The organism is Devosia sp. (genome assembly GCF_017307565.1).
Lineage (GTDB): Bacteria > Pseudomonadota > Alphaproteobacteria > Rhizobiales > Devosiaceae > Devosia.
The window spans coordinates 1-19,795 of record NZ_JAFKHD010000334.1 but is presented as its reverse complement, the minus strand read 5'-3'; the positions used below and the strand labels follow the sequence as shown (position 1 = coordinate 19,795).

Here is a 19,795-nt window from a genome sequence, read left to right as displayed (position 1 = left end):
GTGTTTCATGAGGCGGGCGCCAATGTGGTTGGTGCCGACCGTGAGGCAGGGCTGCTCGATGGCCTGCCGATCGTGCGAAAAGTACTGTTCGACCAGGCCGATATGGCCGGGACGCGGGCCTCGGTTTCGGCCGATATTTCAGCGCATGGCGTTTATGATGCCGTGGTGGCCAATGTGGGTTTCACTCGCGCCGAGCACTTCGGCATGGTCGATGACGCCGTCTGGGCGAGCGAACTCAATATCAATCTCAATGGCGCCTATGCGCTGACCGACCCGATCATTGCGGCGATGGCGCAAAAGGGCGGCGGGGCGCTGGTGTTCATCTCCTCGGTCAATGCCGTGGCGCATTACGGCAACCCCGCCTATTCGGCGGCCAAGGCTGGGCTCGTGGCTTACTCGAAGGCCATTGCGCTGGAGCGTGGCGCGGAAGGCGTGCGCTCCAATGTCGTGGCGCCGGGATCGGTGCGGACGCCCGCCTGGGACCATCGCCTTGCGGCGGACCCGACGCTGCTCGACAATGTGCTGCCGCACTATCCGCTGGGGCGTATGGTGACGCCGGTGGAGGTTGCCAATGCGGCGCTGTTCCTGTGTTCGGATGCGGCATCGGGAATTACCGGTACGCTGCTGCCGGTCGATGCCGGGCTGACGGCGGGCAATCTCAGATTTGTCGATGAAGTGTTGAGGGGTAAATGACCTCTATTTTCGAACTCGAAACCCCGGTTGTGCTTGTCGATCTCGACAAGGCCGAAGCGAACCTGAAAAACGCGCAGGATGCGGCTGACAAGGCCGGGATAAAACTCCGCCCGCATATCAAGACCCACAAGCTGCCGCGCTTTGCCAAGCGGCAGGTGGAGCTGGGTGCGGTGGGGATTACGGTCCAAAAACTGGGCGAGGCCGAGGTGATGGCCGATGCTGGGCTGACCGATCTGCTGCTCACGTTCAATATCATTGGGGCGAAGAAGCGGGCGCGGCTGAAGGCGCTGCATGACCGGGTGACCATTCGCGTCGTGGCTGATAGCGCCGAGACGGTGGCGGGGCTGGCCGAGACGTTTGTTGATCCGACAAAACCGCTGGGTGTTTTCGTCGAATGCGATACCGGCATGGGGCGCTGTGGCGTGCAGTCGGGGCAGGCGGCGCTGGAGCTGGCAAAGAAGATTGCCGCAGCGCCGGGGCTAAGCTTTGCCGGGCTGATGACCTATCCGGCGGCCGGAAAATACAAAGAAGCCCAGCAATGGCTGGCCGATGCCAAGGCGCTGTTCGATGGTGCTGGAGTTGCTTTGCCCGAGATCACGACGGGTGGCACGCCTGATATCTGGCACATGAGCGAGGCTGGGGTGGCGACCGAATATCGGCCCGGCACCTATATCTATATGGACCGCTCGCAGGTCGTGGCGGGCGCCGCGACCTTTGAGCAATGCGCACTGACGGTGCTGGCAACGGTGGTGTCGCGGCCGACGGATGGTCGGGCGATCATTGATGCCGGCACCAAGACGCTGACCAGCGATCTCCTCGGCATGCAGGGGCACGGTTATGTCGTCGATTTCCCTGATGCCAAGATCGTGGGGCTGAGCGAGGAGCATGGCACGCTCGATGTGTCGGCTTGCGCAGTGAAGCCGAAGATCGGCGATGTCATCCGCATCATTCCCAATCACTGCTGCCCGGTGAGCAATCTCTTCGACACGGTTACGCTGGTGCGGGGCGACGGGGTGCTGGAAACCGTTCCGGTGGCGGCGCGGGGGCGGGTGGACTGAGCGCGTGCTTGCCCGTGATTTCTTTGATCGACCTGTGCTGGAAGTTGCGCCGGACCTGATTGGCGCGACCTTGCTGGTCGATGGGGTGGGCGGGGAAATCGTCGAGGTTGAAGCCTATGACGAGAGCGATCCGGCCTCGCATAGTTTTCGCGGGCCGACGCCGCGCAACGTCGCCATGTTCGGTCCGGCGGGGCACTCCTATCTCTACAAGATCTACGGCATTCATTTTTGCCTGAATTTCGTCTGCGAGCCCGGTAGCGCCATCCTCATCCGGGCGCTGCGGCCGACGGCGGGTTTTGACGCCATGCACGAGCGACGAGGTGGGGTGGTCGACAAGCAGCTTTGCTCGGGACCAGGAAAACTGGCCGAGGCGCTGGGGCTTGATCTCTCGCAGAACGGCTTGGCGCTCGATGAAGAGCCGTTTCAACTGCTGGCGGCGACGGCGCCGCGCGAGGTGGCGACGGGGCTGCGGATCGGGATTACCAAGGGCGTCGAGACGCCCTGGCGCTTTGTCGAGCGCGGTTCGCCATATCTCAGCAAGCCGCTCAAATAGTCATCTTGTGATCGCGCGCGGCGCAACCGCCTGTCGCTCGCGCCGTTGGCCCTCCTGCGAAGGGTAGCGCGCGTCAACCGGACGCGGTGGTATGAGGAACGGGCAGGTTTTTCCGGTTTCCCGCCCGGCCGACGAAATGGCAGCCGAGCCTTTGTCCCACCCGCGCTATGCTTCGTCCCTTTTTTGACGAGGAGGCAGACATGCCCCAGGGCGATAAATCGGCCTATACCGACAAGCAGAAGCGCAAGGCTGCGGCTATCGAGAATAGCTACGAGCAAAAGGGTGTGAGCCACGACGAGGCCGAGCGCCGCGCCTGGGCTACCGTCAACAAGGACGATGGTGGCGGCAAGAAATCGGGCTCCGGCCGCGGCAAGGATACCGGCCATCCGGCAGCGCATAAGGGCGGCGAAAAGGGTGGCAAGGCTTCGGCGAGCCGATCTGCGGCAGACCGGTCGGCTTCGGCAAAGAAGGCGGCGGCGACGCGAAAACGCAATGCGGAGAGCCATGCGCATCAGTAGGTGATACCGCGATTGGTGAGTTGCGCCCGGTCGAGTCGCGTGATTCAAGAGGGGCGTGCAAGCGCTCGACTCAATTGACCTGTTTTCGCCTCACCGTGCCGAGCGGCCCACCCCGCTCGAAGTTTTGCGCGACATTTTTGGGCACAAGCAGTTTCGTGGCCAGCAGGATCAGGTGATCGACCAATTGGTTGCCGGCGGCGACGCGGTCGTGCTGTTCCCGACTGGCGCCGGCAAGTCGATGTGCTTCCAGATTCCGGCCATCTGCAGGCAGGGCGTTGGCATCGTGGTGTCGCCGCTGATTGCGTTGATGCGCGATCAGGTGGAGGCGCTGAAGCAAGCGGGTGTGGCTGCTGCTGCGCTCAATTCGTCGCTATCGCCGGAAGAGGCGAGTGCGGTGCGGCGGCAGTTGCGGGCTGGCGAACTCGACCTGCTCTATGTGGCGCCGGAGCGCGTCGCGACGCCGGGCTTTGCCAATATGCTCTCCGGCGTCGATATTGCGCTGTTCGCCATCGACGAGGCACACTGCGTGAGCCAGTGGGGACATGATTTTCGGCCGGAATATCGCGAGCTGATCCATCTCGTCGAACTGTTCCCCGGCGTGCCGCGCATTGCGCTGACGGCAACGGCGGACCCGACGACGCGCGAAGATATCATCGAGCGTCTGGGGCTCGAGCAGGCCAAGGTTTTTACCACCTCGTTCGACCGGCCGAACATTTCCTATTCCATCGTCGAGCGCGACAAGCCGCGCGAGCAGCTGCTGGATTTTCTCTCCGGCCACAAGAGTGAGAGCGGTATTGTCTATTGCCTTAGCCGCGCCAAGGTCGAGGATGTGGCCGAGTACCTTTCGGGCAAGGGGATCAAGGCGCTGCCCTATCATGCGGGCATGTCGGCGGACCTCAGAAGCGCTAATCAGGATGCGTTTCTCAAGGAAGAAGGCCTGTGCCTTGTGGCGACGGTGGCCTTCGGCATGGGCATCGACAAGCCCGACGTGCGCTATGTGGCGCATATGGATCTGCCGTCGTCGATTGAAGCCTATTATCAGGAGACCGGGCGCGGTGGGCGCGACGGGCAGCCGGCCGATGCCTGGATGAGCTATGGCATGGCCGACGTGGTGCAGCGTCGGCGCATGATCGACGAGGGCGGGGCGCCGGACGAGGTGAAACGCCTCGAACACGGCAAGCTCAATGCGCTGCTCGGCGTCTGCGAAACGGCGGAGTGCCGGCGCAAGGCGATCCTCAATCATTTCGGCGAGGCGCATCCGGGCAATTGCGGCAATTGCGATACCTGCCGCTCGCCGGTCGAAAGTTGGGACGGCACCGAGGCGGCGATCAAGGGGCTGGCGGCGATTTTCCGCACTGGCCAGCGCTTTGGTGCGGCGCATGTGATCGACGTGCTGGTGGGCAAGGAAACCGAGAAGGTCCAGCGCTTTGGGCACCAGAACCAGCCGGTTTTTGGCCAGGGGCGCGAGCTGGATGCCAAGGCCTGGCAATCGGTGTTGCGGCAGTTGACGGCCATGGGGCTCATTGTCGTCGACCATGCCAATCACGGCGCGCTGACGCTGGGCGAAGGCGCGCGGGCCGTGTTCAAGAAAGAGCGCAGCGTTACGCTGCGGAAAGATCGGCCGAAGAAGGCGGTTGAGGTTCGGCGGCAGCTTTCGAAGGCGGTCGATATTCCCGATCATGCGCGTGGTCTGTTCGATGCACTGCGTTCGGAGCGGCTGAAGATCGCCAAGAGCCAGGGCGTGCCGCCCTATGTGATTTTCCACGACGCGACGCTGCGGGCCATGGCGCTGGCGCGGCCGACGCATCCGCATGACATGCTCAATCTGCCCGGCGTCGGGCAGGGCAAGCTCGATCGTTATGGCGAGGCGTTTCTGGCGGTGGTGATTGGCTATGCCGGGGATTGAGGGGGCCTTTTGTGAGCACTGACGCAGCCAAACGCCCCAGGCTACCGGTCATCGACATCGCCCGCGGCGTCGCCATCCTCGCCATGGCGACATACCATTTCTGCTGGGACCTCTGGTATTTCGGGTTCCTTGCGGCCGATGTGGGGTTTGATCCGCGCTGGGTGTTCTTTGCCCGCTCGATCCTTGCCAGTTTCCTGTTCCTCGTCGGCGTCGGCCTGGTGCTCGGGCATGGCGAGGGGATACGTTGGAAAAGTTTCTGGCGGCGCTGGCTTTTTGCCTTTGGCGGGTCGGTGGCGATCACTATTGGCACCTATATCGCCTTCCCCGAGAGCTTTGTTTATTTCGGCGTGCTGCATGCCATTGCGCTCTTCATGCTGATGGGCCTGCCCTTCCTGTTCCTGCCTGTCCCGGTCGTGGCGTTGGTGGCGCTGGTGTTCATCCTGCCGCCCTTCTTCTTTTCCAACGTGCTGTTCGACGAGAAGATTTTCTCCTGGCTCGGCTTCTGGGTGGTGCCGCCGGTGACGAATGACCTGGTTCCGGTCTTCCCCTGGTTCGGGGCGGTTCTGATCGGGATTCTGGTGACGCGGCTTGGCAAGACCGCGCTGTTGCCAAAGCTGGCGACCATTCAGCCGACCGGCAAAGTGCCGCGCGCCTTTGCGTTTCTGGGACGGTGGAGCCTGCCCTTCTATCTTGTCCATCAACCGATCCTGCTGGCGGTGATCGTGCCGCTCTCCATGCTGTTCGGCACCCAGAACGCGCTGCGGGAAGATGATTTCCTGCGCTCGTGCCAATCGACCTGCGAAACCGGCGGGACTTCGGCCGAGATGTGCACCACCTATTGCCAGTGCGGGCTCGAAGGGCTCAACCGGAACGAGCTTTGGGATGCGGTCTATAGCGGCGTGCTTTCCACCGAACAGCAGGCCCAGCTCGACGCCAACAACCGGCAGTGTTCGGCGCTGATCTATCCCGAATTACTGGATGCGCCCGCGCAGTGATTGCGCATAGCCACGCTGCAGCATCAAATGTTCAGATCTGGTTCAAGCCGGCGTGATAGGGAGGGGGGCAAGGAGAACCTGCCATGCGTCACGCCGCTATTCTGCTCGCCCTTTTCGCTGCCACACCTACCCTCGGCGACGAGGTGCGGACCTTTGTCGGCACACTGAACGACCGGGAAATCCTCGTTGAACTGACCGATGGCGTCAGCGGGCCGATCGTCGGGCGCTATACCTACAGGGATACCGGCGGCGACGTGCCGCTGCTGGCCGTGTCGCATGACGGCAATGCCATGACGCTGCATGAAGAGGCGCCATGCGAGGATGCATGCAAGACCGATGACGACGGCAAGGCGGTCGATCCGCCGCTGGCCGCGGTCTGGGAGCTGACCTATGACGCCAAGGCTCATGCCGCTTCGGGCATGCGCACGACGCTCGATGGCAAGCCCAAGGCAAGCGCTCTCGAACTCAGTGTCGTTGGCGCGCGCGAACTCGAGGGTTCAGAGATCCTTACTCCGTTTGATCTTCATGATCGCTCGGCAGCCATGGGGTTCGATGATGGCGTGGCGCTCGACTGGAGCGCGGCGCCCTATGAAATGAGCCTCCTCGATGTCGAATTCGACGAGGGGCCGGATGTGGCGCTGGGCGATGCCATGGTGCGCGAGGTCGTCGATCCCCGAACCAGTTTCGCCTTTCCGCGGGTGACGAGCTTTGCGGATGGTTCCTCGGTCGAAGTGGCCAATGCGATCCTTGCCGAACGCCATGGCCGGATGAACCTTTCGGCCTTCGATTGCCTCGCCTTCCGCTATGCCAGCTATGGCAAGGGCGAATATATGGAGGGAACTGGTGGTACGCTCGGCGACTATGACACCGAAGAGGTGACGCTGAGCTATGCCTCGCCGCGGCTGATGAGCTGGGTGCAGTCGGGCAGCCTCTGGTGCTCCGGGGCGCATCCCTACAATCACATCGACAGCTATACGGTCGACCTTGAGACCGGCAAGCCGCTCGATCTTGCCAAGGTGTTCTCGGCCTGGGTGCCGCGCGAATGGGGCGCGGGGATCGATGAAATTGCCGATGCCGAAACGGCGGCGGACAATCCCGATGCCTATCACTGGGGGCCGAGCGCTGAACTCGTCGCCTATGTGCGTGGCAATGTTCCGGCTGATATTTTCGACGAGAACCTGGCCGAGGAATGCTTGACCGACCAGGCGATAATCGACCAGCTCAATATTCGCTTTGCCGAGGGCGATGCGGTGACATTCACGCTCTCGGGCTTTCCGCATGTGATTTCGGTCTGCAATGGCGACCTGTTTTCGGCGGGCCTCGATGAGGTGAAGGCGTTTTTGGCCGAGGGGGCCTCGGTGTATTTTCCGGGGGTTTTGTAGGCTCTGGGCTCTCCGTCACCCCCTCCCAACCTCTCCCGCCGAGGAGAGGTGCTGCATCGCGTTTTTGACAGCATGGTGCCCCAAACACAGGCATTCACCTCCCTCTTGATGGGGGAGGCCGGAAGCGGGTGATTGCGAAGTCGGGCGGGCATGCCCCCTTGCCAAAGCACTGCTGGCAAGGTGCGCAAGGCTCGGTCATGAAGATGTCATGTCCCCGCTGCTCCTCGCCATCATCGCGCTAGCCACGTTCTGCACCTCGATCCTGTCGGGTATTTTCGGCATGGCCGGCGGCATGATCCTGCTTGCGGCGCTGATGACGGTCATGCCGGTGGCGACGGCGATTGCCGTGCAGGGGGTGATCCAGCTCATCGCCAATGGGTCGCGCGCCATCTTCTCCCGCGAATATATCGACTGGCGCATTCTCGGCACCATTCTGCTCGGACTTCTGGCGGCGGCGGCTGTGCTGTTCATCGTCCGCTACACGCCCGATTTCATTACCGTCTGTATCGCCGTCGGGCTCATGCCGATCCTTGTCTGGCTGCCCAAGGACTGGCTGGCGCTCGATGCCAGCAAGCCATTTCATGGCTTTCTCTGCGGCTTCTTCGGTTCGGGGCTGAACCTCGCCGTCGGTGTCGCCGGGCCGACCATCGACATCTTTTTCATCCGCACCCAGATGGACCGCCGCACCGTCATTGCCACCAAGGCGGCGGCGCAGGTGCTCTCGCATGGCGCCAAGATCATCTTTTATGGCGCCATGGCCTCGGCCATGACCGCGGGCGACTGGTCCATTGCCCTGATTGCCGCGCCCTTTGCCATCATCGGTACCAATGTCGGCTATCGCATCCTGCAGCGCCTGACCGACGAGAATTTCCGCAAGTGGACGCGCTGGATCGTCACCGGGATCGGCATGTTCTATCTCTCGCGCGGCATGCTGGTGCTGGCAGGGCTCTGAGGCCCACGCCGTGGCACGGGTTTACGCACAAACAATTCGTCTAAAATCCCGCGATGCGTTTTGATCTCCGGCATTCGCCCTCTATGGTGCCAGCGGGAGACGACATGGCACCTTTTGACAGCGTTACAGCGCGCCTTATTCTGCTTCTGGCCGAAACCGGCTCGATCGGTCGCGCCGCCGAGCGCGAGGGCATAGCCTCCTCCGCCGTCAGCCGGCGGGTTTCCGATCTGGAAGCGCGTCTTGGCGTCGTGCTGTTCGATCGCTCGGCCCAGGGGGTGAGGCTCACGAGTGCCGGCGAGGCCTATGCCGAAGGGTGTCGCACCGTGCTGCGCTCGATCGCCGACCTCGATGCGGTCATGGCCGAATTCGGCTCCGGCCAGCGCGGCAGCCTGCGGCTTGCCTGCACCTCGTCGGCCCTGACCGGGCGCCTCCCCGAACTTCTCGCGCGCTATGCGCAGCGCTTTCCCGGCATCGAAATCGCCATCTCCGAAATGGGGGCGGCCAAGGCCCTGCTGGCGCTCGACGAAGGCCGCGCCGATGTAGCGATCGTTTCGGACAATTATGATTTCGCCCGCTTCGATATCCGTCCCTTCGAAGATGAGCGGGTCTGGGTGCTGGCTCCGCCCGATCACCCGCTCGCCAAGTCGATAGAGCCGCGCAAGGCGCTCTCCTTCGAACTGGTCGTGCCCCATTCCATGGTCGGCGTGCATCATACCGGCTCGCTCGATCGTCTCCTGGTCGAGGCCGCCGACAAGCTTGGTCATCCGCTGGTCGAGACGCTGCGCGTGGAAAGTTTTCCCGCGCTGGTCCGTATGGTCGAGGCCGGGTTCGGCGTCGGCTTCCTGCGCTCGACAAGCCTGCATCTGCTTGCCGGGACCGACCTTGTCTGTGCGCCCCTCGCGGAAAGCTGGGCCATGCGGCAATTGCTGGTGGCGCGGCGCAAGTCGAGCCCGCAATCGGCGGCAATGAAGAGCTTTATTGCTCTCTGTGCAGAGACTTACGCACCCTCGAGCTGAACCCGGAAACGTCAGGCTGTTGACTGCGACGAAACGCTGAGCGTCTGCGTCATATTTTCCTTTGACTCATGAAATAGTGCTCGCTAGGAAGCCTGATAAGCGTCGTCAGGTTTTTGAGGGCGCCTTCCTTGATGCAAACCGATTGGATCGTTCCCGTGAAATCGCTTTTCCGCACCGCTACTTTCGCCGCTGCTCTTTTCGCCAGCGCTGCCGTGATCGTGCCTGCCTTTGCGCAGGACAAGGTCATTGCCCATGCGCAGGGTGAGACCACGCTGTCCGGCGTGCCGGAAAAGGTGCTGGTGCAGGATTGGGCGGTGTTCGACGATCTAAACGCGCTGGGCGTCGCCGTTGCCGGCGTGCCCTCCTCGAACGCTCCGGCCTATCTCAACGGCAAGGTTCCGGCCGATGCCCTACAGATCGGTTCGCTGTTCGAACCCGATTTTGAAGGCATCGCTGCGGCCGAAGCCGATGTCTATTTCGTCGCCGCCCGCTCGCGCACCGCGATCGAGACCTCCAAGGACATCCTGCCCACCATCGACCTCTCGGTCGACAACGGCTCGATTGTCGAAGGCGTCAAGAAGAACATGACGACCCTGGGCGACATCTTCGGCCTCGAAGCCAAGGCCACCGAACTCAACGCCGCGCTTGACGCCAAGGTCGCCGAAGTCAAGGCCGCGGCCGAAGGCAAGGGCAGCGCTCTGGTGCTCGTGACCAATGCCGGCAAGCTCGGCGTTTATGGTCCGGATTCGCGCGTTTCCTGGATTTATAATGAAGTGGGCATGCCCTCGGCGCTGGCCAGCGTGAAGGACGGCGATCACGGCGGCGATTCCGTGTCGTTCGAATTCCTGCTCGAAGTGAACCCGGACTGGGTGTTCGTGGTCGACCGTGACGCCGGCACCGGCGAGAATGCTGGCGCGGCTCAGGCCCTGCTCGATAACGAACTCTTCAACCAGACGACTGCCGCCAAGGAAGGCCATATCGTCTATGTCGATCCGCAGGCTTCCTACATCACCATGCACGGTTATCAGGGCGTGCTGTTGCTGCTCGACCAGGTTCTGGCTGGCCTCAACGGCTAATTTCGTTCACAAGCTCGCTGGCCCGGCTGCGTTTCGCTGCCGGGCTTTTGCCCTTTAATCTACCCCTTTGGCCCCGTGCGCATTCTGCTTCTCGCTTTTGTCGGCACGCTGATCCTGGCTTGCATAAGCCTCTTTGTGGGTGTCAGCGATGTTTCCCTGCCGGCACTGCTGTCCGGCACCGCCGATGCGCGCGCCGTCGAAATCTTCTTCATCAGCCGGGTGCCGCGCACCTTTGCCCTGATGCTCGCCGGCGCCTCCATGGCCATTGCCGGTCTCGTCATGCAGATGGTGGTGCGCAACCGCTTCGTCGAGCCTTCGACCGCCGGAACCAGTGAATCGGCGGCGCTGGGTTTTCTCGTCGTGACCCTGCTCGCGCCCGAATGGCCGCTCATGGCCAAGATGGGCGTCTCAGCGCTCTTTGCCCTCGGTGGCACGGCGCTTTTCCTGCGCATTCTGAAAGCCGTGCCGCTGCGCGATGTGCTGCTGGTGCCGCTCGTGGGTATCATGCTTGGCGGCGTCATCGGCGCGCTGACCGCCTTCATCGCCTATCGCAGCAATCTCATGGCGTCGCTCCTGGCCTGGAACATGGGCGACTTTTCCGGCGTGCTGCGCGGGCGTTATGAGCTGTTGTGGCTCGGGCTCGGCTGCGGCGTGCTCGCCTATATCGCGGCGGACCGGTTCACCGTTGCCGGCATGGGCAAGGATTTTACCACCAATCTCGGGCTCAACTATCGGCGCGTGATGGTTCTGGGTCTCGTCATCGTTTCGGTGGTGAGCGCCGTGGTGCTCGTGTCGGTCGGTTCGATCCCCTTCCTCGGGCTGATCGTGCCCAATCTCGTCAGCCTCGTTGTCGGCGACAATATGCGCCGCACCGTACCCTGGGTGGCCGTGGGCGGGGCGGGTTTCGTGCTCGCCTGCGATATCGTCGGCCGGCTCATCCGCTTCCCCTATGAAATCCCGATCGCGGTGGTTATGGGCGTCGTGGGCAGCGCGGTCTTCCTCTATCTCCTCCTGAGGACGCAGCGCCATGCAGGGTGAACTGGTCATGGAGGGCGAGAAGAAGCGCCTGTCGCGGCCGGCGCTGGTGCTCGTTGCCCTGAGCCTTGTCGCGGTGATTTCCATCGCGCTTTTCATGACGCTTGGCGCCAAGGGCAGCTGGAGTTTCGTTCTCTCCTTCCGCGGCAAGAAGTTGCTCTCGCTGGTGCTGGTCGCCTATGCGGTGGCGGTGTCGACCGTGCTGTTCCAGACGGTCACCAATAATCGCATTCTCACCCCCTCGATCATGGGGTTCGACGCGCTTTACGTGCTGATCAAGACCGGCGTCGTGTTCTTCTTCGGCGTCTCGGCGCTGGTCACCATCGATAGCCAGACCCAGTTTGTGGTCGAGCTGGCGGTGATGGTGGGGTTCTCTTTCCTGCTGTTCCGCTGGCTGTTCCTTGGCGAAGAGCGCAGCCTGCACCTGCTGGTGCTGGTCGGAATCATCTTCGGCATTCTCTTCCGCAGTCTTTCCCAGCTGATGCAGCGCATGCTCGATCCCGGCGCGTTCAACGTGCTGCAGGACACCCTCTTTGCCTCGTTTGCGACCACCGATCCGACCCTGCTCGGCATTGCTGTCGTCATCGTCGCGATAACGAGCCTTGTCGGCTGGCGGCTGATGCACACCTATGACGTGCTCTCGCTGGGGCGCGCCCAGGCGATCAATCTCGGTGTCGACTACAAGCGCACCGTGGCGATCATTTTGGTGCTGGTCGCGGTTCTCGTGTCGGTGTCGACGGCGCTCGTGGGGCCCGTGACCTTCTTCGGCCTGCTCGTCGCGACGCTCGCCCATTCGCTGATCGGCAATTCCAAGCACCTCTATGTGCTGCCCGCGGCGATACTGCTCGGGATCATTGCGCTCGTGGGTGGACAGACCCTCCTCGAACGCGTCTTTGCCTTCGACACCGCCCTTTCGATCATCATCGAATTCCTGGGCGGCCTCGTCTTCATTGTCCTGGTGCTGCGGAGATCGGCCCGATGATCATCACCTCCGATGTCAGCAAGTCCTATGGCGAGACAGCCGTCGTCGATGGTGTCTCGCTGCAATTGCCCAAGGGTGGCATCACCTCGATCATCGGCCCCAATGGCGCGGGCAAGTCGACCTTTCTCTCGATGATCAGCCGCCTCATGGCCATGGACAAGGGTTCGGTGACGGTAGACGGGCTCGATGTCGCGAAAACTTCGGGCGACGTATTGGCGCGGCGGCTGTCGATCCTGCGGCAGGACAATCACATGACCGCGCGCCTGACGGTGCACGATCTCGTCTCCTTTGGCCGCTATCCCTATTCCAAGGGGCGGCTGACGGCGAACGACAAGGTGCATATCGAGGAGGCCATCGGCTATCTCGATCTGACGGCGCTCTCGGGGCGCTTTCTCGACGAGCTTTCCGGCGGGCAGCGGCAGCGCGCATTTGTTGCCATGGTGCTCTGCCAGGACACCGACTATGTGTTGCTCGACGAGCCGCTCAACAATCTCGACATGAAGCATGCCATGGGCATGATGAAGCTGTTGCAGCGGGCCGCGACGGAACTGGGCAAGACCGTCGTGCTGGTGCTGCACGACATCAACTTCGCCTCCTGGTATTCCGACTATATCGTCGCCATGAAGCATGGCCGGGTCGCCGCGCAGGGCCCGGTGGCCGATATGATCAAGCCCGAAGTGCTCTCTTCCATCTATGAGATGGACATCAAGGTGCACGAAATCGGCGGGCAACGGATCAGCGTCTATTACGGCTGATGTGGCCGGGGCCCTGGCCCCGACCGTGTTCCGGGAGGACGCGTCAGACCTCGAGCAGGGACAGGATGAAATCGCGCTCAAGCGCCAGGCCTGCCCATTCATGCGGCTGGTCGGCATCGAAGATCAGCGTATAGGGGCCCTTGTAGCCCGCTTCTTCCGCCGCCCCGACGCAGGCGCCATAATCGGCCTCATCGAGCTGGCCGCCGACAAAGTTCGCCTTGGCATGGCTGAGTTCGGCGCGCGCGAAGATCGAGGCGAGATCCTCGTACTTGCTCTCGCCGCTCCAATTGCCGAAATCGCCCAAAAGGCCAATCTTGCCATCCAGCCGGTCGAGCACTTCATGCACCACATCGGGGTGGGAGAGGAGATCGAACCAGTTTTCGGTAACAAGGCGCACGGATGAGCCGGCATTGCCCGCGGCAAGGCGCTTTAGCGCGGCGACCGAGCGGTCGATGGCCGCCTTGGTCGGCTTCTGCTTGCCGGCGATGATGCGGGCATTTTCGGCGCCGAGCTGGTTGGCGACATCGATCCAGCCGGCGATCCAGGCTTCGTCGCGGGCGCCGTGTTCGGGGTGGGTAATGTCGCCAGCATCGATCAGCAGCGTCTGCAGCGTGACCTCGGCGCGGGCGAACTGGTCCTTCAGCTCCGCGAGGTAGATCGGGTCGCGGCTGCGCATGTGGAACGACACGACTTCGAGCCGGTGATAGCCATGATTGGCGAGCACCGAGGGCAGGCCGAGCAGCGACTCGGTGCCCTCCCCATAGGTGTCGTTCCCCGGGCCGATCGCGTCGGTCGTCAGGTCATGCGGATAGGTCGTGCCCAAAAGGCGATGCAACGACCAAGTGGAGACCGCAATACGGTCAGCACTCTGGGCCATAAGTCTCTCCCGTGTTCCTTCCGCGCAGGCTGTCACGCAGGCGGGAAGGCTGCAATACTTTGTTTGGTTCAGAACGCGTTAGCCGAGGCGATAGATGCGCTCGGCGTTGCGGTGAAAGAGTTTTTCCTGGTTCTCGGTGCTTTCCGCCGCGACGATTTCACCGATGGCCTCGACCCAGCGGGTGAGCGAGCCGGTGAGGGTAACGACCGGGTGGTCGGAGCCCCAGACGACGCGATCCCAACCAAAGCATTCGATGACGTGTTCGACATAAGGACGGAGGGTTTTGGGCGCCCAGTCGGGGTCGCAATGGTTCACGATGCCGGAAACCTTGCCCATGACATTGGGCAGGGCGGCGATCGCCTTGAGGTTTTCGCGCCACGGATCGAGCCCGATGCCGTTGATGTCGGGATTGCCGCAATGGTCGAGCACGAAAGTCACCTCGGGCACCTTTTGCGCCATGGCAACGCCGAGATGGAGCTGATCGGCGCGGAGGCAGAGGTCGAAGGTGAGACCATGGCGCGCCAGCAGACGCAGGTTGTCGGCGAAAAGGGCCGGCTGGCTCACCTCGTCGGGGACTTCGTGGAGGATGCGGCGCAAGCCCTTGATGCGCCCCTTGCCCGCCGCGAGGAGCGTTTCGAGCTGGGCCGGGAAATCGGCATGCTCGGGCCGGCAGGCGGCGATGGCACCGGCAATGCCGGGAAGGCCGAGGACGAACTCGGTTTCGGGGAGGATGTCGCTCTCGGCGACATCGACTTCCATATGGAGTGCCGCGTCGATGCCGAGGGGTTTTGCCTCGGCCCAATAGGCCTCGACGCTCCAGGGCTTGTTGATGGCCGGGGCATTGCCAAGCCAGGGATAGGAGAGCCGGTCGGGATAGATCAGGTGAAGGTGGGTATCGAGAATGCGCATAAAGGTCCTCCTGCCCCTACCTAGCAGATATTTTGGACGCTGTTAGCGTGTATGCCGCCAAGCATCGGGCCGTCCGCCCGGCGCCAGGAGCTGACGGCGTTTGGCTGGCTAGTCGCCTTCGAGAGCGCCAATGCGTTCGCTGGCGGTCGACCAGTTCAGTTCGGTGACCCGTGCAATGATGGCTTCGGCGAGCGCCAGGAGCACCGCATTGGCGTCCCAGGTGCGACCGGTTTCGGTGCGGCAGGGCAGGCAATAACGGGCGTGGCGGGCGATGGGGCTGAGCCACTCGTCGGTGATCAGCACGATATGGGCCTTGCGCCTCGACAGGGTGCGGGCGACTTCGAGCATGGCGGGATCGTAGCGCCTGACATCGAAGAGCACGGCGAGATCGCCGGCTTTGACATCGATGAGCTGATCGGCCGAAGTGGCCGGGCGTCCGTCGAGCCGGCGGATGCCGGGGCGGATCAGCCGCAGATGCGCTTCGAGATAACCGGCAAGGAAATCGGTAAAGCGGCCGCCGGCGAGATAGCAGGTGCGCTTGGTTTCAGCCAGGCGCCGGCAGACGGTCTCGAATTCGCCGGGCGAGATCAGGGCCGCGGTTTCATCGAGCCGGCGGGCGGATTGGGCGAGAAAGCCGGAGAGAAATGACGTTTCGCTCGGCCCGGCGGCCTGCGTGGCCGCCCGCTGCAGCGGCGATTTCGAACGCTCTTCAAGCTCCTCGCGCAGGGCACGCTGAAAATCGGGATAGGACCTGAAGCCCAATTGGGCGACGAAGCGCACGATGGTGGCAGCGCTGACGCCGGCCCCGGCGGCGAACTCGGCGACAGGGGCAAGGCCGAGCAGCGGATAATTGCCCAACAGCCCATGGGCGGCGCGGCGCCCGGCAGAAGTCAGCTCGGCGTCGAGATCGTGAATCCGCGCCGCGACGGTCCTGCGCTCCATTTCGCCTCCTGAATGCTACGTTTCAATATTGACACAGTTCGTATTTGTGGAACTACTGTTACAGAAGTTAATCGCTTGCCTATAGAGGGAATATGGACAGCGAGGCGCAAGAACCGGTTCTGGTGACCAATGCGCGAGGGGCGTCGCCTTTCGTCATTCTTTGCGATCACGCTTCCAACCGCATTCCAGAACGCTATGGCGACCTGGGGCTGACGGCGACCGAACGGCTGAGCCATATCGCCTGGGATCCGGGTGCGCTGGCGGTGAGCCGGGAGCTTTCGGGCCTCCTCGATGCCCCCCTCGTTGAATCCACCGTTTCCCGCCTCATCATCGACTGCAATCGTGCCCTCGACGCGCCGGACCTGATCTGGACGCTCTCGGAGCGGACGCGCATCGCGGCCAATGAGGATCTTTCGGCAGAGGAGCGCGACTTCCGCATTGCCAGCTATCACCGGCCCTATCACGGCGCGATCGACGTGCTGCTCGAAGCGCGCCGCCACGCTGGCAGGGAGACGGTGGTGGTGTGCCTCCACTCCTTTACCCCGGTCTATCACGGCAAGCCGCGGCCCTGGCCGATCGGGCTGATCCACGGCCGCGACCAGCGCTTTACCAGGAGGCTGCGCGATGCGCTGGCCGCCGAACGCCCCGATCTCAACATCGGCTGGAACGAGCCCTATGCCGCGCTCAACGGCGTGACGCTGACGCTCGAAAAGCACGGCGATGGCCGCGGGCTCGAAGCCACCATGATCGAAATCCGCAATGACGAAATCCTCGCCCCCGATGGGGTGAGCGAGTGGGCCCACCTTCTGGCCCGCTGTCTCGAACGGGCGCGACAGGCTCGGTAGGCGGGAAAGGACAGCCCCATGACAAAGCATAAGGACGACGCAACGTGCCGACACCGATAGTGCTTTTCGTCAGGGGCGTGGACACGGTCAACCGCTTCGTTGGGCGCTTTGCCATGGCCATCTTCTTCGTCATGGCGGCGGTCATGCTCTGGTCCACCATTTCGCGGACCGTGTTCGGCATGCCGGTCAACTGGGCGCTGGAAATGACCCAGTTCCTGCTCTCGGCCTACTACCTGCTGGGCGGGGCCTATTCGCTGCAGCACGACTCGCACGTGCGCATGGACCTCTTCTATTCGCGCCTGCCGCTCAAGGGGCGGGCCATACTCGATGGCTTCACCATCCTCTTCGTCATCTTCTTCCTCGTCGTGCTGCTCTGGGGCGCCATTTCGAGCACGCAATATGCGCTTCAGTACAACCAGAAGAACTACTCGGCCTGGTCTCCGGTGCTCTGGCCCGTCAAACTCGCCATGACCATCGGCATCTTCCTCATGCTGCTGCAGTTGATCGCGCAGTTCTTCCGTGACGTGGCCCAGGCAAGAGGCAAGCCGATCGCATGACCCCCGAACTCATCACCCTTTTCATGTTCGCCACCATGATGGTGCTGCTCTTCACCGGGCAGCGCGTCTTCGGTGTCATCGGTTTTGTCGGGTCGGCGGCGGCGCTCTGGCTCTGGGGGAACGGTGCCATCGAAATGCCGTTCAATCAGGCGTTCCAGGTGCTCAACTGGTACCCGCTGATCACCGTGCCCTTCTTCGTCTTCATGGGCTACATGATGAGCGAGAGCGGTATCGCCTCGAACCTTTACCGCATGTTCCACGTCTGGTTCGGGCCGGTGCGCGGTGGTCTTGCGCTCGGCACCATGGGGCTGATGGTGTTGATCTCGTGCATCAACGGCCTTTCGGTTGCCGGCATGGCGATCGGGGCGACCATCGCGCTGCCCGAACTCCTCAAGCGCGGCTATGACAAGGTCATGGTCACCGGCGTGATCCAGGGCGGCTCGACGCTCGGCATCCTGATTCCGCCCAGCGTTGTGCTGGTGCTCTTTGCCATGATCGCGCGCGCCCCGATCACCGAACTCTGGCTCGCCGGCATCCTGCCCGGCCTGATGATGGCGACCATTTTCGGGCTTTATGTCTATATCCGCTGCCGCATTCAGCCCGAACTGGGGCCGCCGATCACGCCCGAGGAACTGGCCGAGATCAGCCCGCGCGAAAAGATCGCGCTTTTGCGCGAAGGCATCATGCCGGTGGCCGTCTTTGCCATCATGATGACGCTGTTCCTGACGGGCACCACCAGCCTGACCGAAAGCTCGGTCGTCGGCGCCGTGCTCTCGACGCTGGCCGCGGCCCTCTCGGGCAAACTGAACTGGAAGGTGCTCGAAACCACCTCGCGCCAGACCCTGCTGATCAGCTGCATGTTCCTCTGGATCATCCTCGGAGCGCTCTGCTTTTCCTCGGTCTATGACGGGCTGGGCGCGGTCAAGGCGATCGAGAACCTGCTGCTCAACACCTTCGATCTGGACCCCTGGGGCATCCTGATCCTGATGCTGTTTAGCTTCATCATCATGGGCATGTTCCTTGATGACACCGCCATGCTGGTGATCGTGGCGCCGCTCTATATTCCGCTGGTGCGCATTCTGGGGTTCGATCTCGTCTGGTTCGGCATCCTCTACACCATCACCTGCCAGATCGCCTATATAACCCCGCCCTTCGGCTACAACCTGTTCCTGATGCGCGCCATGGCGCCGCCCGAGATCTCGCTGGTCGATATCTACCGCTCGATCGCGCCCTTCATCCTCCTGATGATCCTGTCGCTGATCCTCCTGATGATTTTCCCTCAAATCGCGCTGTGGCTGCCGAGCCTCTACACCGGGCGATGAGGAGAGATGTGTGTGGGAAGCCAATGGAAAGAGGGAGGCGCCCGAACAGCTAGCCCGTCGTCGAGATAACCGCCGCGATCCGGAAAACGTCCGGACCGCCAGACTTTACAGGGGACCAAGCACATGACCGAACTTTTGAATAAACGCAGCTTCCTCAAACGCGCCGGCCTTGCGACCGCCGGTGCCGTCGGCGCCACTGCCCTGGCCATGCCGCATGTTCGCGCCCAGGCACCGATCCGCTGGCGCCTCCAGACCTATGCCGGCCCGGCTCTGGCCGAACATGTCGTCGGCAATGCCATCGAATGGTTCAACACCGCCGCCAATGGCGAGATGGAAATCCAGCTCTATACCGCCGACCAGCTGGTGCCGCATGGCGAGCTGTTCCGCGCCGTGCAGACCGGCACGATCGATGCCGCCCAGAGCGACGATGACTCCGCTGCGGCCCCTGTGGACGTAAAAGTCTTCGGCGCCTATTTCCCGCTCGCCTCGCGCTATTCGCTCGACGTGCCAGCGCTCTGGCACTGGCGCGGCCTCAAGGAAATCTGGGAAGAGGCCTATGCCGAAATCCCCGATGTCACCTGGCTGTCCACGGGCGCCTGGGACCCGTGCAATTTTGGCACCACCAAGCCGATCAAGAGCCTCGCCGACCTCAACGGCCTGCGCGTCTATACGTTCCCCACGGCCGGCCAGTTCCTTGCCAAATATGGCATCGTGCCGGTGTCGCTGCCCTATGAAGACGTCGAGCCGGCGCTGCAGACCGGCGAACTCGACGGCATCTGCTGGTGCGGCACCACCGAACTCCACACCGTGGGCTGGGCCAATGTGCTCAAATACTACCTGACCAATCCGCTCTCGGGCGCCTGGGCAGGGTCCTACTTCGTCAACACCGCCAAGTGGAACGCCGTGCCACCGCATCTGCAGCAGCTCTACCGGATGATGATCGACTCTTCGCACTATTATCGCCAGCACTGGTACTGGGCCGGCGAAGCCAAGTACCGCATCGAGGGCAAGCTCGAACTGACCACCATTCCGGCAGCGGAATGGAAGCAGGTGGAAAACGACGCGGTCGGTTTCTGGGACCAGATCGCCTCCCAGTCCGAACGCAGCGCGCGCGTCGTCGAGATCATCAAGAAATACAATGCCGACATGGAAAAGGCCTGCGCACCCTACCGCTATTCCTAAAGCTTTTACCGGCCGCGTGCGCGCGGCCGGTTCGTCGTCTATCCGAGGGGAGTTTCATGCCTGCCTATTCGCTCGACGCACTACGCCAGGACGTTGCCGCCGGCCGTATCGACACCGTGCTGGTCGCCTTTCCCGACATGCAGGGTCGGTTGATCGGCAAGCGCTTTCACGCCCAGTTTTTCCTCGACGGCGCGATGGAGGAGACGCATGGCTGCAACTACCTTCTCGCCGACGATATCG

Annotated in this window: 20 protein-coding genes and 1 pseudogene; 18 read left to right on the top strand and 3 right to left on the bottom strand. The window is 62.7% G+C overall.

Annotated elements, in window-relative coordinates:
• The 13 genes from J0I64_RS12455 to J0I64_RS12395 form a co-directional block, all read left to right on the top strand.
• A partial coding sequence (locus J0I64_RS12455) for an SDR family oxidoreductase (RefSeq protein WP_291408642.1) occupies positions 1-693 on the top strand: 693 nt, incomplete at its 5' end.
• A complete protein-coding gene (locus tag J0I64_RS12450) occupies positions 690-1,751 on the top strand; it encodes a D-TA family PLP-dependent enzyme (RefSeq protein ID WP_291408640.1) in 1,062 nt (353 codons plus the stop codon). The genes J0I64_RS12455 and J0I64_RS12450, both read left to right, overlap by 4 nt.
• A gap of 4 nt (positions 1,752-1,755) precedes the next feature.
• Positions 1,756-2,304: a DNA-3-methyladenine glycosylase gene (locus J0I64_RS12445; protein ID WP_291408638.1), complete on the top strand. Its 549-nt coding sequence runs from the start codon at positions 1,756-1,758 to the stop codon at positions 2,302-2,304.
• Between the two features lie 200 nt (positions 2,305-2,504).
• Positions 2,505-2,822, top strand: a complete 318-nt coding sequence (locus tag J0I64_RS12440) for a plasmid stabilization protein (RefSeq protein WP_291408636.1) — start codon at positions 2,505-2,507, stop codon at positions 2,820-2,822.
• Positions 2,823-2,877: 55 nt separating this feature from the next.
• A complete protein-coding gene (recQ, locus tag J0I64_RS12435) occupies positions 2,878-4,728 on the top strand; it encodes a DNA helicase RecQ (protein ID WP_291408634.1) in 1,851 nt (616 codons plus the stop codon).
• Positions 4,729-4,739: 11 nt separating this feature from the next.
• Positions 4,740-5,723 carry a DUF1624 domain-containing protein gene (locus J0I64_RS12430; protein ID WP_291408632.1) on the top strand — a complete coding sequence of 328 codons (984 nt, stop codon included), beginning with the start codon at positions 4,740-4,742 and terminating at the stop codon, positions 5,721-5,723.
• 83 nt (positions 5,724-5,806) lie between these two features.
• Positions 5,807-7,105, top strand: a complete 1,299-nt coding sequence (locus J0I64_RS12425; RefSeq protein ID WP_291408630.1) for a hypothetical protein — start codon at positions 5,807-5,809, stop codon at positions 7,103-7,105.
• 208 nt (positions 7,106-7,313) lie between these two features.
• The gene (locus J0I64_RS12420; RefSeq protein WP_291408628.1) at positions 7,314-8,057 is read left to right on the top strand and encodes a sulfite exporter TauE/SafE family protein; all 744 of its coding nucleotides are present in this window, start codon (positions 7,314-7,316) and stop codon (positions 8,055-8,057) included.
• A gap of 104 nt (positions 8,058-8,161) precedes the next feature.
• Entirely contained in the window at positions 8,162-9,073 is a 912-nt protein-coding gene (locus J0I64_RS12415; protein WP_291408626.1) for a LysR family transcriptional regulator, read from the top strand.
• Positions 9,074-9,228: 155 nt separating this feature from the next.
• Complete coding sequence (locus J0I64_RS12410) at positions 9,229-10,149, top strand: ABC transporter substrate-binding protein (RefSeq protein ID WP_291408624.1); 921 nt, start codon at positions 9,229-9,231, stop codon at positions 10,147-10,149.
• A gap of 75 nt (positions 10,150-10,224) precedes the next feature.
• The gene (locus tag J0I64_RS12405) at positions 10,225-11,187 is read left to right on the top strand and encodes an ABC transporter permease (RefSeq protein WP_291408622.1); all 963 of its coding nucleotides are present in this window, start codon (positions 10,225-10,227) and stop codon (positions 11,185-11,187) included.
• Between the two features lie 7 nt (positions 11,188-11,194).
• Complete coding sequence (locus tag J0I64_RS12400; RefSeq protein WP_291408644.1) at positions 11,195-12,166, top strand: iron chelate uptake ABC transporter family permease subunit; 972 nt, start codon at positions 11,195-11,197, stop codon at positions 12,164-12,166.
• Entirely contained in the window at positions 12,163-12,921 is a 759-nt protein-coding gene (locus tag J0I64_RS12395; protein ID WP_291408620.1) for an ABC transporter ATP-binding protein, read from the top strand. Before J0I64_RS12400 ends, J0I64_RS12395 begins: the two co-directional genes overlap by 4 nt.
• 43 nt (positions 12,922-12,964) lie before the next feature.
• Here J0I64_RS12395 and J0I64_RS12390 read toward each other — a convergent pair whose 3' ends face one another.
• The 3 genes from J0I64_RS12390 to J0I64_RS12380 form a co-directional block, all read right to left on the bottom strand.
• Entirely contained in the window at positions 12,965-13,798 is an 834-nt protein-coding gene (locus J0I64_RS12390) for a sugar phosphate isomerase/epimerase (protein WP_291408618.1), read from the bottom strand.
• A 78-nt stretch (positions 13,799-13,876) separates the two neighbouring features.
• Positions 13,877-14,707: an amidohydrolase gene (locus J0I64_RS12385; RefSeq protein ID WP_291408616.1), complete on the bottom strand. Its 831-nt coding sequence runs from the start codon at positions 14,705-14,707 to the stop codon at positions 13,877-13,879.
• 108 nt (positions 14,708-14,815) lie between these two features.
• Complete coding sequence (locus J0I64_RS12380) at positions 14,816-15,649, bottom strand: MurR/RpiR family transcriptional regulator (protein ID WP_291408614.1); 834 nt, start codon at positions 15,647-15,649, stop codon at positions 14,816-14,818.
• Between the two features lie 92 nt (positions 15,650-15,741).
• Between J0I64_RS12380 and J0I64_RS12375 the strand changes: the two genes are divergently transcribed.
• From J0I64_RS12375 to J0I64_RS12355, 5 genes and pseudogenes are all read left to right on the top strand, one after another.
• Positions 15,742-16,494, top strand: coding sequence for an N-formylglutamate amidohydrolase (locus J0I64_RS12375; protein ID WP_291408613.1), 753 nt, complete (start codon positions 15,742-15,744; stop codon positions 16,492-16,494).
• Between the two features lie 44 nt (positions 16,495-16,538).
• Positions 16,539-17,051, top strand: coding sequence for a TRAP transporter small permease subunit (locus tag J0I64_RS12370; protein ID WP_291408611.1), 513 nt, complete (start codon positions 16,539-16,541; stop codon positions 17,049-17,051).
• Positions 17,048-18,373: a TRAP transporter large permease subunit gene (locus J0I64_RS12365; protein ID WP_291408609.1), complete on the top strand. Its 1,326-nt coding sequence runs from the start codon at positions 17,048-17,050 to the stop codon at positions 18,371-18,373. The genes J0I64_RS12370 and J0I64_RS12365 overlap by 4 nt, the downstream gene beginning before the upstream one ends.
• Positions 18,374-18,496: 123 nt before the next feature.
• Positions 18,497-19,555: a C4-dicarboxylate ABC transporter gene (locus J0I64_RS12360; RefSeq protein WP_291408606.1), complete on the top strand. Its 1,059-nt coding sequence runs from the start codon at positions 18,497-18,499 to the stop codon at positions 19,553-19,555.
• Positions 19,556-19,611: 56 nt separating this feature from the next.
• Positions 19,612-19,795, top strand: a pseudogene (locus J0I64_RS12355) (glutamine synthetase); the annotation flags it as partial.

Bases quoted from the DNA above. Each gene is read 5' to 3' on its own strand.
- J0I64_RS12385 (WP_291408616.1), bottom strand. From the start codon at position 14,707: ATGCGCATTCTCGATACCCACCTTCACCTGATCTATCCCGACCGGCTC.
- J0I64_RS12360 (WP_291408606.1), top strand. From the start codon at position 18,497: ATGACCGAACTTTTGAATAAACGCAGCTTCCTCAAACGCGCCGGCCTT.
- J0I64_RS12450 (WP_291408640.1), top strand. From the start codon at position 690: ATGACCTCTATTTTCGAACTCGAAACCCCGGTTGTGCTTGTCGATCTC.
- J0I64_RS12375 (WP_291408613.1), top strand. From the start codon at position 15,742: ATGGACAGCGAGGCGCAAGAACCGGTTCTGGTGACCAATGCGCGAGGG.
- J0I64_RS12425 (WP_291408630.1), top strand. From the start codon at position 5,807: ATGCGTCACGCCGCTATTCTGCTCGCCCTTTTCGCTGCCACACCTACC.
- J0I64_RS12365 (WP_291408609.1), top strand. From the start codon at position 17,048: ATGACCCCCGAACTCATCACCCTTTTCATGTTCGCCACCATGATGGTG.
- J0I64_RS12420 (WP_291408628.1), top strand. From the start codon at position 7,314: ATGTCCCCGCTGCTCCTCGCCATCATCGCGCTAGCCACGTTCTGCACC.
- J0I64_RS12415 (WP_291408626.1), top strand. From the start codon at position 8,162: ATGGCACCTTTTGACAGCGTTACAGCGCGCCTTATTCTGCTTCTGGCC.
- J0I64_RS12395 (WP_291408620.1), top strand. From the start codon at position 12,163: ATGATCATCACCTCCGATGTCAGCAAGTCCTATGGCGAGACAGCCGTC.
- J0I64_RS12440 (WP_291408636.1), top strand. From the start codon at position 2,505: ATGCCCCAGGGCGATAAATCGGCCTATACCGACAAGCAGAAGCGCAAG.
- J0I64_RS12380 (WP_291408614.1), bottom strand. From the start codon at position 15,649: ATGGAGCGCAGGACCGTCGCGGCGCGGATTCACGATCTCGACGCCGAG.
- J0I64_RS12390 (WP_291408618.1), bottom strand. From the start codon at position 13,798: ATGGCCCAGAGTGCTGACCGTATTGCGGTCTCCACTTGGTCGTTGCAT.
- J0I64_RS12400 (WP_291408644.1), top strand. From the start codon at position 11,195: ATGGAGGGCGAGAAGAAGCGCCTGTCGCGGCCGGCGCTGGTGCTCGTT.